This is a genomic window from Chryseomicrobium excrementi (assembly GCF_002798305.1).
GTDB classification, from domain to species: Bacteria; Bacillota; Bacilli; order Bacillales_A; family Planococcaceae; genus Chryseomicrobium; species Chryseomicrobium excrementi.
Window position 1 is genome coordinate 479,474 of the sequence record NZ_PCGR01000002.1, and the last position, 13,428, is coordinate 492,901.

Annotated in this window: 8 protein-coding genes; all 8 read left to right on the plus strand. The window is 44.4% G+C overall.

Translation table 11 applies throughout. The annotated features are described in order from the left end of the window. Nucleotides 1–56: 56 nt before the first annotated feature. Nucleotides 57–1,073: an S-layer homology domain-containing protein gene (locus CQS04_RS06995; protein WP_100353441.1), complete on the plus strand. Its 1,017-nt coding sequence runs from the start codon at nt 57–59 to the stop codon at nt 1,071–1,073. Nucleotides 1,074–1,821: 748 nt separating this feature from the next. After that, nucleotides 1,822–2,841, plus strand: coding sequence for an S-layer homology domain-containing protein (locus CQS04_RS07000; protein ID WP_100353442.1), 1,020 nt, complete (start codon nt 1,822–1,824; stop codon nt 2,839–2,841). A 39-nt stretch (nt 2,842–2,880) separates the two neighbouring features. Beyond that, a complete protein-coding gene (locus tag CQS04_RS07005) occupies nt 2,881–3,903 on the plus strand; it encodes an S-layer homology domain-containing protein (protein WP_100353443.1) in 1,023 nt (340 codons plus the stop codon). 353 nt (nt 3,904–4,256) lie between these two features. Further along, a complete protein-coding gene (locus tag CQS04_RS07010; RefSeq protein WP_100353444.1) occupies nt 4,257–5,267 on the plus strand; it encodes an S-layer homology domain-containing protein in 1,011 nt (336 codons plus the stop codon). 132 nt (nt 5,268–5,399) lie between these two features. Beyond that, the gene (locus CQS04_RS07015; RefSeq protein WP_100353445.1) at nt 5,400–6,434 is read left to right on the plus strand and encodes an S-layer homology domain-containing protein; all 1,035 of its coding nucleotides are present in this window, start codon (nt 5,400–5,402) and stop codon (nt 6,432–6,434) included. A 127-nt stretch (nt 6,435–6,561) separates the two neighbouring features. Beyond that, nucleotides 6,562–7,401, plus strand: coding sequence for a hypothetical protein (locus CQS04_RS07020; protein WP_100353446.1), 840 nt, complete (start codon nt 6,562–6,564; stop codon nt 7,399–7,401). Nucleotides 7,402–7,683: 282 nt separating this feature from the next. Then, nucleotides 7,684–7,929: a hypothetical protein gene (locus CQS04_RS07025; protein ID WP_100353447.1), complete on the plus strand. Its 246-nt coding sequence runs from the start codon at nt 7,684–7,686 to the stop codon at nt 7,927–7,929. A gap of 444 nt (nt 7,930–8,373) precedes the next feature. Next, a complete protein-coding gene (locus CQS04_RS07030) occupies nt 8,374–13,200 on the plus strand; it encodes a S8 family serine peptidase (RefSeq protein WP_100353448.1) in 4,827 nt (1,608 codons plus the stop codon). The last annotated feature ends 228 nt before the right edge of the window (nt 13,201–13,428 follow it).

Genomic DNA, 13,428 nt, shown 5'->3' on the forward strand with positions numbered 1-13,428 from the left:
GCGGTAACATCGGGGAAAAGGCACTACCAAATACACAGTTAGGGGAATCAGTTTACATGAAAGTTTCAATTAAAAAAGCAACAAAGGTAGCACTAGCTACAGCACTACTAACAAGTCCATTCGCAACAACAGTATCTGCAGATATGCCGGAATTTACAGATGTTCCAGAAACAAACGTCCACTATGACAACATCTACAACCTAGCAGGTCGTGGTGTAGTATCTGGTTATCCAGATGGTACTTACCAACCTGCTCGTCACTTAACTCGTGCAGAAGCGGCTGTCATCTTGACTAACGCTTTAGGTTTAGACACTTCTGAAGCAGCAGATCCAGGATTTCCTGATGTGAAAAAAGGTGCTTATTATTTCGATGAAGTCGCTGCACTAGTAGAGTATGGTGTGATTAGTGGATACGACAACGGCAACTTCGGACCAAACGATAAATTAACACGTGCGCAGATGGCTGTATTACTTTCAATGGCATACAATCTGTACACATTAGAAGAAAAAGAAACTCCATTTAAAGATGTAAAACCTGGTTCTTGGTACGATGCATACGTTCAGAATCTGTACTTCTTCGGAGTCACTTCAGGAATCTCAGCAACAAAGTACGGTCCAAACGATTTCGTTCGTCGTGATGCGATGGCTTCATTCGTAGTGAACGCAGAAGAGGTTCCGGAAGAAGCGAAGTACGAAGAGTGGTTGCCTCTTTATTTAGAAGTATTCAACAGTGAAGGTGACAAAACTCTTCAAGCTGGATGGGACTCTGAGACGAACACAATCATGGTAGGTATTGCGGACACAGCTAAGACCGCAGATTTCCTAAACACATCGGGTACATTCTTCAGCTTGATTCCGTTTTACGATTTCTACTCAGCTAAAGTAAAAGGCTCTGATTACGAATTGACAATGGGAGAAAGAGAGCTTGCAGAACAAGAAATCTTCAATGCTTTAGGTGTCGACAAGACGGCTGACCTAAATGATGTCGAAGGCAAGCAAGTGACATTCGTGCTAGAAGGTTATGACGGCTCAACTTTCGAATACACGATCACATTCGCAAACCAAACTCCATGATTTAGATTTTAAGCACTGGCTTCGGCTGGTGCTTTTTGTTGAAAGAATGATGCTTACCACTTAATTCGTGCCTGACTTGGGGCTGTTTCCAAAAGGGCCGCGCCGAATCTTCCCAATCGCTTTACGGGTAAAGCGACACGGGTGATATCCGGCATCGACCTGATCCTGCAGGAAACAGCCCCAAGATCTACGGCACGCTTTTTTCGCAACATTCCTTGAAGCTGTCATTATGTGAGAGGGTGAAGGAAAAGATACGCGTTCCGTGGTATCAGAGTGGTTTGAAGAACCCGCAGCGGAGGCCAAAGCGCTATGAAAAGTGGAACCGGCTTGGTCAGAAACTTCTCGGGAATCGGACGGACCCGGTGAGGCGTTCTTTGCCTCATTGGGTGTGGCTGATTTTTGAGGGGGTTTCTAGCCGGTGGAACTAGATCCGCTTTGGTATGCCGCGAGGATTTTGATGGCCACTCCCACAGATAAGCGTGTCTTTTCCGAGCGCTCTCAGCATGCCATTTCAAACAACCTATTTAGACAAGTCAGGCACGATTATAGCGGCATCCTCTCCCTAAAAAGAAGTACTTATACAATTGAAAAGTAGCAGAGAGCATCTATTCAACAAAAACCCCATGTGCTATGCTCAAAATGCAAGGATATTTATGGCAACTTTTCCAAAAAAGTAAGAATCAAAAACGATTCAAGGAATTCACGTGCAACTTGCACGATATGCTACATAAAAAAGGAGCCACATCCAATGACAAACAAGCTCAAACAAGCTACAAAAACAGTACTGGTAACAGCCGTGCTAGCAAGCGCTCTGGCACCAACAGCTTCAGCAAACGGAATCGAGTTTACAGACGTACCTGAAACCAACGTCCACTACGACAACATCTACAACTTGGCAGAGCGCGCCGTGATCTCGGGCTATCCAGACGGTACCTACCAACCAGCTCGTCACTTGACCCGTGCAGAAGCAGCCGTCATCTTATCAAACGCCTTAAACTTGGATACTTCAAACGTTACAGAACGTGCCTTCTGGGATGTGAATCCAGATGCTTGGTATGCCGACGAAGTGACAACACTTGCTGATTACGGGATCATTACTGGCTATCCGAACGGAAAATTCAAACCGAATGAAAAGCTCACTCGCGCTCAAATGGCCACAATCTTAAGTGCAGCTTACGACTTGGAGATTTTCAACGAAGTCGACCTTCCGTTCACGGATGTCATAGAAGATTCTTGGTACGACATGTCAGTGCAGGAGCTCTACCGTTTCGAAGTGACAGCGGGTCTCACTCCTTCAAAGTTCGAGCCAAACGAGTTCGTCCGTCGCGACACGATGGCTTCGTTCGTCGTCAATGCCGAGTCTGTGCCTGAAGAAGACATTGCGGAAGAATGGATGGACTACAGCGTCGGCTTCTACAATGCCCTTGAAGGATACAAATCACAAGTGGCTGCCGATGTGGACACCAATCAGATTCTCGTAACCATCCCACAATCGCCGCTAGAAATTGAAGACACCTATCTTGCCGCAGTGGCAGGCTTACTGTTGCCAATCTTCGAGATGCAAGAAGTTTACGTCAAAGGACAGTCAGTAGATCTGACAACACTTGATATGGATAGCGAATTATACGACTATCTCATGGAACAGCTCGAAGTCGCATTCCAGTCTGACGTCAACGACCTCGGAGGCAAATCTTTAACACTCGTGTTTGTCGGTGTGTACGGCGAAGAGTTCGAATACACGATCATTTACCAGAACGAAGACAACTAACGCTTCACCAAAACGAGCATTTCAAAGGAGCAACCATTAATGAAACCATCCATCAAAAAAGCAGCGGGACTCGCACTCGCAACAGCAGTTTTAACTACAGGACTTGTCCCAACTGCTTCAGCACAAAGCGCATCATTCACGGACGTTCCCAAAACTAACGTCCACTACGACAACATCTACAACTTAGCAAACAGAGACATCATTTCGGGCTATCCAGACGGTACGTATCAACCAGCCAAAAACTTGACTCGTGCAGAAGCAGCCGTCCTCTTGGTGAAAGCACTTGGACTGAAAACGGAAGACCACAGACGTTCATTTTTTCCTGATGTGAAGCAAGATTCTTGGTACATGGATGACATCAATGCCCTTGTGCAGAATGAGATCATCTCGGGATATGAAAACGGGAATTTCGGTCCCAACGACAACTTGACCCGTGCACAGATGGCAACTATTCTGGCAAATGCTTATGAACTCTATGCGGCTTCTGAAATCGACATTCCTTTTACAGATGTCCAAGCAGGGGCTTGGTATGACGAAGCAGTGCAAGGCCTTTACCGTTTCGATGTGACAGCAGGAGCGTCTGCCACAAAATTTGCACCAAAAGCCCTCGTACGTCGAGACGAGATGGCGTCATTTGTAGTGAACGCTGAAAAAGTCTTTGAAGAAGAGAAGGCAGAAGAGTGGATGGCAACTCGCGTCAGCGAATACAACAATACAAATCCTGGAGATGTTTACACGGCCACAGTAGACACGGACCAAAACTTGATCCATGTGACGATTGCTCCAACGGACAGAAATCTTGAATCCTCTGATATGTATGAAGTGTTCTATACGCTTTTGCCAATCGAGCAAACTGAAGAAGTCTATGTTAAAGGGCAGACCGTCAACGTTGCGGAACTCACTAGAGGGGACGGGAGCTTCTTCTACATTCTTGACCAACTGGGGGCTGAGTTCGAAGCGGATGCCAACGAGCTAAGCGGCAAGTACATCACCTTAGTCTTTAAAGGCGCTTATGGCGAAGAGTTCGAATACACGGTCACGTTCATTAACGAAACTCCTTAAATCAAATTACATACACCGGCCTTGGCCGGTGTTTTTTCTATGTTCAAAATACAAACGGAACAAACAGAGAAGCTAAGGGAACAAACGATCAAATTAGGGCTCAAACGAGCGCGAGCTAAAAGCACAAACAGCCAGATGAAGGTCGTAAACTTGGAAACAGCCCCAAGTCAGGCGTGATCTGAGCGAAAAGAAGATTCCATACCTAGCAAAATCTTACTAAATTATCAGTTTTCAATGCTGTAACGGTAGCTTTTTTAATAAAAACATAGGTATTTCACATCTATGGGGAACTTTAGCACTATGCTACAATAATTTTTGTTTGAACCATCACATCTTAAGGAGAATCCACACACATGAAAGCTTCAATGAAAAAAGCTACAAACGTTGCACTTGCGGCAGCACTACTTTCAGGCGCATGGGCAACAACAGCCTCTGCAAAAGGCATCGAATTCACAGATGTCCCATCTACTAACGTCCACTATGACAACATCTACAACCTTGCTGACCGCGCAGTGATCACAGGTTACCCAGATGGCACGTACCAACCAGCTCGTCTTTTGACTCGTGCAGAAGCAGCCGTCATCTTAACAAATGCACTTGAACTAGACACAGCTGGCGTTTCGGATCCAGGATTCCCAGATGTGAAAAAAGGTTCTTGGTACTATGAAGAAGTCGCAGCTCTTACAGAGTGGGGCATCATCAGTGGCTACAACACAGGTAAATTTGGACCGAACGACAAATTGACTCGTGCTCAAATGGCATCGATTTTAACAGCTGCTTACGGTCTTTACACAGCTGACTATATCGACACACCGTTCACAGACGTAGTCGCAGGTTCTTGGTATGACGAATATGTACAAGCACTTTACTACTTTAACGTGACTTCTGGAGTTTCAAAAACGAAATATGCGCCAAACGACTTCGTTCGTCGTGATGCAATGGCATCATTCGTAGTGAACTCAGAAATGGTATCGGAAGAAGCGAAAGCTGAAGAGCTGATGCCTTTCTGGTCAGAAATGTACAATGATGACAGCACAAACCCAGCAAAAACGTCACTAAACCTAAATACAAACACAATGACAGTCAACATCGCAGCTACTCGTAAAATGGTAGACAAGCTCTATGAGACAGACTTGTTCTTCTTCATCTTGCCAGGTTACCAAGTCCAAGCATCCTATATCAAAGGCACTGACTTTGACTTGACTGCTGCAGATTATAACGACGCATACGATTACATCATTGATTACCTAGGTGTGACTTATGAGTCAGATCTAAATGACTTAGGTGGAAAGTCTATCACTTTCGTATACGAAGGTCGCAATGGCGAAACGTTTGAATACACAGTAGAATTTAAAAATAAATAAACCTTTGGCAACCCGTACTCTAGTCAGTACGGGTTTAGTTATATTCATAAATTTCTAAAATTTCCTACTATCTACCAAATGAGTATGGTACTATGAAAATGTAATTAAATTAGCCTAGAGGAGGAAACTTAATTGAAATTTTATACTAAAAAAGTCACAAAAACTGCTTTAGCAGTAGTACTCGCATCTAGTATGTTTGCAACAACGGCTTCAGCGAACGGGTCAACATTTAGTGATGTTCCAAAAACAAATGTTCACTACGATGAAATTTACAACCTAGCAGGTCGTGACATCGTAACTGGTTACCCAGATGGTACATACCGTCCAGCTGGCCATTTAACACGTGCAGAGGCATCAGTAATCCTTGCTAAAGCTTTACAACTGGACACTTCGGAGTATGCAGACCCAGAATTCACAGATCTTAAAAAGGGTGCATGGTACTATGATGAAGTAGCTGCGCTTACTGAGCTTGGAATTCTTAACGGATATGGCAACGGTAAATTTGGTCCAAACGACAAATTGACTCGTTCTCAAATGGCTTCTATTTTAACTTTCGCATATAACTTATATGCGCCGAGCACTACACAACTTCCATTTACGGATGTAGCTTCAACTAGTTGGTACTTCTCTTATGTACAAGGCTTGTACTTCTACGATGTAACAGCTGGTACTACAAAAACAACGTATTCTCCAAACGCATTCGTACGTCGTGATGCAATGGCGTCATTCGTCGTAAATGCAGAAGAGGCAGATGTGGAATTAAAAGTAGATACACAACTTGCAATGGGAATCGAAGAGTTCAATAACTCTGCTGGCATTCCTGTAAAAGCTGTATTTAATCCGGAAACTAATGAAGTGACAATTACCATTTTTGATACTTATGTACCGGCAGCAGAAAGTCGCCCACTTCAATTGCGCGATATCGCAAACACAGGTTTGTTCTCGATGATTCCTTATAGCGACTTGCAAACAGCTTTCGCAGGTGACTCTACTGTAGATTTAACTTCAGTCTCTCCATCAGTAGCACGTGCAACAGTGATTGCTGAATTAGGATTAACTGAAGACTCTCCAGCGACAGACCTTGTCGATAAAGAACTGACATTTACAATCACAGATAACTTTGATAACGTGATCGAGTATACGTTCAAGTTTGACTCGTTCCAATAATATCTGAATACCCTGGCCCCTAAGGCTGGGGTCTTTTTATACGAAGGCCGGAGACTACTGATTGTGTTTAAAAAGTGCCTCTATACACTACGGTTCAGAGAAATCATTGTAGTAGAAGGAGACGACCATGAAAAAAGTATTGAAAATCGCAGCACTTCTTATAGGAAGCTTCGTTCTTCTTATAGGAGGCTATTTGCTGTATGTTGCCAAGTTTAAAGAATATGATGTTGCCGATTCTCAAGTTGAAGAAATTGTTCGCGCCTCTTATGTGATCCAACTTCCTGAAGGGGGCACTCTTGAAATCGATGAAGATGGAAATGTAGTAGAAAAAGACGCGGAAGGTAACATTATTAGTGAAACTGTAGCACCATCCACTGCAGATACCACTGCGACTAGGAATGTTTCTAATGGCAGTTCATCTTCAACCGAAGACGAGGATAACGGCGACGCTAGTGTTTCTGCAAACAATAATTCTACAAGTTCAGGAAAGAACAACGCTTCATCTTCCAGTAGCGAAGGGAGTTCCAAATCTGGATCTAGTTCATCTTCATCGGGTAGCTCGGGTGGATCAAGTGGATCAGAGTCCGATTCTTCGAATGAAGGTAAAGCTACCACTTTGACGATAGCTGAGATTAAAGCGAAGTATGATCCAGTATTTGCGGGACTAGAAGCACAAGCAGAAGGGCGCTTAGCAGCTCTAGTTTCTCGTGCGAAAGCGGAATATGTGGAGCAAAAAGCGAGCGGGGAAAGTATTGATTATGGCTACTTCTACCGTAAGTATTCTTCTGCAGCTTCAAATTTAGAAGCAGCCACAGATGCCGCCTTTTATTCGACCCTTGCTGTAGTTCAAAACGCATTTGTTGCGAATGGCTTCACGAAATCACAAGCAAGTGCTTACGAATCAGCTTACAAAGCGCGTAAAGCGGAGCGCCGTTCTGAACTTTTGAGCCAAGTCACCGGTGGCTGATTATTAAACAAATATGACTTACCAAGCATCGGGCACCTACCTGATGCTTTTTTTTATAAGAAATAATTATCGGCTTTTTAACGCTTGAATCGTGCGTGACTTGGTGCTGTTTCCAGAAGGGCCGCGCCGAATCTTCCCAGTCGATTCGCAAGGAATCGACACGGGTGATATCCGGCATCGACCTGATCCTTCGGGAAACAGCACCAAGATCTACGGCACGCTTCTTCGCTTATATGGAAAGTGGAATCGGTAATTTTAAGTAGATAAAGAACTAGGAGGGAAATGATTTTTCGGGGAAAATCTATTCTTCTTTCTCTTATAATCAAAGTTGAATTATTTAGAATAGGAGAGGGTGAAGGAAAAGATACGCGTTCCGTGGTATCAGAGTGGTTTGAAGAACCCGCAGCGGAGGCCAAAGCGCTAGGAAAAGTGGAACCGGCTTGGTCAGAAACTTCTCAGGAATTGGACGGACCCGATGAGGCGTTCTTTGCCTCATTGGGTGTGGCCGATTTTCGAGTGGGTTTCTAGCCGGTGAAACTAGATCAGCTTTGGTATGCCGCGAGGATTCTTATGGCCGCTCCCACAAATAAGCGTGTCTTTTCCAAGCGCTCTCAGTATGCCATTTAACATTGCGGGGCGCCAAGTCAAGCACGATTTAAGCCTAGCTTACTTTCTTTCACTAGATTGTGTGCATTGCACACCTTCGGTGTTCTAAAATCTAAAACCTCTCATACCTTCACTATTTAAAATCTTACAATTTCCTTACGGAATTTTCTCAAACCATTTACATCCACCTGCTACATATTTAAATAAGCTGTGCCATTAGACTTAAAATTCAGAAAACACAGGCCTATTTTGTTTAATTTAATTAACTTTATATTGCAATCTAGCGTCATTATGGTAAATTATGAATTGTTGGACTATTTTGAAACCTAGAATAGCGGAACAAAAAATTGACTAGGGGGAACATGAGTGAGTAAAAAGAAAAAAGCCTTGCTAATGACCATGGCCTCAACATTAGCAGCCTCGACAGCATTGACTGGTCTGCCAGTTGCACAAGCTGAAACTGTCGACAGCAAACTACCTAACAGCAAATCCGTCGCGCCATTGGCAACTCCGCAAAAAGCACTACCTAAAATTCCTGCAAAATTCGAGCAACCTGCTGACGTTAAAGAAATCGTCCGCGTGATTGTCGAATTAGACAAGGCACCAGCGATCTCTGAAGCAACAGCTCAGGGGCTCAGCTATAAAGATCTTTCCACATCTTCTAAAGCTTCTGCTGAGGCAGCTGTTGAAAAACAACAAGCTTCTGTTCAGGCAGCTATGAAGTTAGCAATTGGCGACTTTGACGTGAAACAATCATTCACGACTGTATTCAACGGGTTCTCTCTTGAAGTCAAAGCTGGCGACGTTAAGAAAATCGCGAAACTACAAGGAGTTAAAGCAGTATACGAGTCACAAGAATACAAACGCCCTGAAGTAGAGCCAGAAATGATTACTTCTAAAGAATTGGTTCAAGCGCAACTTGCTTGGGACAAATATTCATACCGTGGTGAAGGCGCAGTCGTAGCTGTTATCGACAGCGGGATTGATCCAAACCATAAAGACTTCCAATTGACAGATGACTCTACAGGTGAAATCACATCTGATGAAGTATCGGCACATGTGGAAGCTGGAGATGTATCAGGAGGGAAATACTTCTCAGCGAAGATTCCATTCGGTTACAACTACATGGATGACAACCAAGAAGTAAAAGATATCGCTCCTGGCGCATCGATGCACGGGCAACACGTATCTGGTACTGTAGGAGCAAACGGGGACGAGACGAACGGTGGAATCCAAGGGGTAGCGCCAGAAGCTCAGATCCTAGCAATGAAAGTATTCGGAAACGACCAGAACTTCGGTTCTACATTCGGGGACGTCTACGTAAAAGCAATTGATGATTCCATCAAACTTGGAGCAGACGTTATTAACATGTCTCTTGGTGCTACAGCTGGATTCGTGGACAACGCTTCTCCTGAGCAGCAAGCAGTCGCTCGCGCGAAAGAGAATGGACTTATTGTTTCTATCTCTGCTGGGAACTCAGATATGTACGGTTCTGGCTTTGATTACAACGATGCAACGGATCAAGACTACGGGCTGACTGGTTCTCCATCGGTTTCTGAAGGCTCACTTGGAGTCGCGTCATTTGAAAACACAGATATCGCAGCAGTTGGTTTCAACTATGCAGCTGACGGTGTGGATGCTGGCGAAGCGATGTTCTTACTTGCAAATGACGTAGAGCCGGCACAAGGTGTCGACTATGACGTTGTATATGCAGGATTAGGAACAGCTGCAGATTATGAAGGTTTAGATGTAGAAGGGAAATTTGTATTAGTTTCTCGCGGAGCTATTGCGTTTGTCGAAAAAGGGCTAAACGCTCAAGCAGCGGGTGCGGCAGGTATCATCGTCCACAACAATACAGAAGGAACTATCAACATGGTTTCGGACCCTGCAATCCAAATCCCTTACATGTCATCATTACAAGCTGATGGTCTTGCAATGAAGGCACTTATCGACGATGGGAAAGCAGTGACAGTTCGATTTGATGGAGAAGTTATCTCTACTCCTAACCCTGAAGCAGGCCTGATGTCTTCGTTTACATCTTGGGGACCAACTCCAAACTTAGACTTCAAACCAGAGATCACAGCTCCTGGTGGAAATATTTACTCGACAATGAACGATGACCAGTATGGTCTGATGAGCGGTACGTCTATGGCAGCGCCACACGTAGCGGGTGGATCAGCACTTATCTTCGAACGCGTTGACAACGATTTCGACCTATCTGGTTATGACCGTGCACAGCGTGCGAAAAACCTACTTATGAATACATCGAAACCAGTTGTATTTGCTGAGTATGATGGCATCACTGAATTCGTTTCACCACGTCGTCAAGGTGCGGGTATCATGCAACTTGCAGACGCTCTTGAAACAGACGTAATCGTCTATGAAAAGAACACAGGTGAAGGGAAAGTCGCTCTGAAAGAAATCGCAGACGGTCAGTTCCAGTTCACATTGACTGCGGAGAACTTCTCAGATACGGAAAAAGTATATGATTTGAGCCTACAGCTTCAAACAGATTATGCCGCTGCTCTTGGTGACCGTGTGGTTACAGCGCCAAACGAAATTGGATCTGTAGTACTTGAAGAAGGAACAGATTACACTTCAGATGCTCCTGGAACTGTAACTGTTGCCCCTAACAGCACACAAGAATTCACAGTAAATGTGAGCTTAACTGGCGCTCAAGAATTAATGGATGTCTTCACAAACGGTTTCTTCGTGGATGGATTTGTTCAACTTACAGACTCTACACCTGAGGAAGGCGAAACGGAAAACCTCCCGACGCTAACCGTACCATTCTTCGGCTTTAACGGATCATGGGATGATGCACCGATCTTCGACGATAACTTCTGGGAAGAAACATCGAAGTACGGCATTCATGGGATGATTGCAACAAAAGAAGGATACTCTTTACCAGGTAAAACATTCGAAGATAAGTCATACGATTATACGACAGTTGCCTTCTCACCAAATGGGGACGGAGTCTTTGATACGGCACTTCCAATCTTCTCGTTAAAACGTAACGTAAAGAACTTTGAAGTCAATATCTTAGACAAAGATGGCAAGAAGCTTCGTACAATCGGAACAAGCAAAAACTTACGTAAGCACTATGATCCAACATCTAGCTATTACACGTTCAATCCATTATATGCGTGGGACGGCAAAATCAATGGCAAAACGCCAGTTGAAGGCGAGTACCAGATTGAAATTAAAGCGGTCATCGACTTTGAAGGTGCTGAATGGCAATCTATGACTTACCCAATCAAGTTAGATTTGACGGCTCCTACTTTAGCAGTAGATGTAGATACGACAGAAGAAGTGATGTCATTTGAAACAGCTGACAACCTTTCTGGGGTAGATGTCATCGATGTATACGTAGAAGACGAATTAGTGGATACTTTGATTGCGGATGAGACAGGTGCCGTTAGTGCATTTGATTACTCTGAAGTTACACCTGGAGACGATGTCACATTCGTAGCGTATGACGTAGCTGGAAACGCAACTGAAGTAACGAAGCGTGTAGCGTCTACAGAATACGAAACTAACGTACCGAACATCATTTGGGAAACTCCAGACTACCTAGCGTTCTTCGATTCTTCTGAAGTCGAGTTCACAGGTCAAGTAACGGATGATTCTGGTGTTGTCACAGTAACAGTTGGCGGTGAGCAAGCTGACGAGTTCGACGGCACAAACTATGCGCACACATTGACTCTTGCTGATGGCGTGCACAAAGTGAAAGTTGCAGCAACAGACGAGCACGGCAACGTATTTGATATCCAGCGTCAAGTGGGTGTAGATACAACAGCTCCGACTCTTGATGTATCAGACGTTCCAGAAGAAGCGCCACTTGATGCTACTTCAGTTACTGCTGACCTAGTAGTGGGAGACAACTTCGACGAAGTTCGCGTTTACGTGAACGGTGATGAAGTCTTCTTCAACGAACTAAGTGAGCCATATGAGTTGAAAGACTATTCTGAGACAGTTGAAGTCGAGCTTCCAGTAGAAGACGGCATCAATGAATTCGAAGTAAAAGTTGTGGACGTAGTAGGTAATGCAACTACTGAAACGGTTACAGTTGATGTAACGGAAGAGTTCGGTAAAACAGTCATCGATGCTGAAGACGTGCAACCGTTCATCGATAGCGAAGAAGGCTATGCAACATTTGATCTTTCTGAACTAGCGGATGGTGAGACAGAAACAGTTGAGTTGACTCGTGAAGCGGTTGAGCTTCTAGTTGAAAACTGGTACTCATTAGAGTTGATGTATGGACCAGAAGCGAGCTACTTCTACTCATATGAGACACTTGAAGCTTGGTTAGCAACAGATGCAGACCGTTATGTAATCGACTTGACGAAGAACGGTTTCATCGATCAAACAGACGCAGTAGCAACAAAATTAACTGGTGACTATACTCTTGAAGTATCAGTGAAAAAAGGCGACGAAGTAACTCCAGTTACGGACCTTGCTGGTATGGTCGTTGTCGCACTTCAACTGGATACAGACGTTACTGATGAGCGTAAAGCAGCAGCGTACCATGTAGCTGAAAACTTGGCTCAGACCTATTCAGGCGGATTTGTATTCGACAGCACAATCGTGTTCTTAGCTAAGAAAACAGGTACGTACACTGCCTATGAGAAAGATGTAACATTCCCAGATATCGAGAAGCACTGGAGCCGTGACTATGTAGAAGTTCTTGCATCACGTTCTATCATCTTCGGTAAATCTGAGACGAAATTTGCTCCAAATGATCAAGTCACTCGTGCAGAGTTCGCAGTACTGATCTCTCGTGCGATGAACTTGCCGTTAAACGAGTACTCTGGTGTCTTCAAAGACGTTACAGAGGCTCAAGCTTGGAGCTACCAACACATTGAAGCGGCGTACGAAGCAGGAATCGTCAGCGGACGTACACCAGACACGTTTGCTCCAACTGCTCAGATCACACGTCAAGAAATGGCGTCTATGATTGTGCGTGCAGCAGAGTACATGTACCCTGGATTCTCTGATGAGTACGAAGGTCGTCACAAGTTTGCAGATGATTCAAAAATCGCAGAGTGGGCTAAAGAAGATGTGAAAACTGCTTATGAAGCAGGAATCATCAGCGGCCGTCCCGACAACTCATTCGACCCACGTTCGAATGCAACACGCGGTGAATCAGCAACTATGTTGTACATGCTTTTAACTACACTTGGTGAATTCTAAACAATTTCACCTCCGCCCTTAGGCACAATAGAAGAGGCAGCTTCTCACTTGAGGAGCTGCCTTTTTTCTCATTAAGTTTATTTCAAAAGTATGTTGAGAGCACTCGGAAAAGAAACGCTTATCTGTGGGAGCGGCCATCAGAATCCTCGCGGCATACCAAAGCTTGCGCTTTGGCCTACGCTGCGGGTTCTTCAAACCACTCTGAAGCCACGGAACGCGTATCTTTCT

Coding starts and splice junctions, on each gene's coding strand:
- CQS04_RS07020 (WP_100353446.1), top strand. CDS start 6,562: ATGAAAAAAGTATTGAAAATCGCAGCACTTCTTATAGGAAGCTTCGTT.
- CQS04_RS07000 (WP_100353442.1), top strand. CDS start 1,822: ATGACAAACAAGCTCAAACAAGCTACAAAAACAGTACTGGTAACAGCC.
- CQS04_RS07005 (WP_100353443.1), top strand. CDS start 2,881: ATGAAACCATCCATCAAAAAAGCAGCGGGACTCGCACTCGCAACAGCA.
- CQS04_RS06995 (WP_100353441.1), top strand. CDS start 57: ATGAAAGTTTCAATTAAAAAAGCAACAAAGGTAGCACTAGCTACAGCA.
- CQS04_RS07025 (WP_100353447.1), top strand. CDS start 7,684: ATGATTTTTCGGGGAAAATCTATTCTTCTTTCTCTTATAATCAAAGTT.
- CQS04_RS07010 (WP_100353444.1), top strand. CDS start 4,257: ATGAAAGCTTCAATGAAAAAAGCTACAAACGTTGCACTTGCGGCAGCA.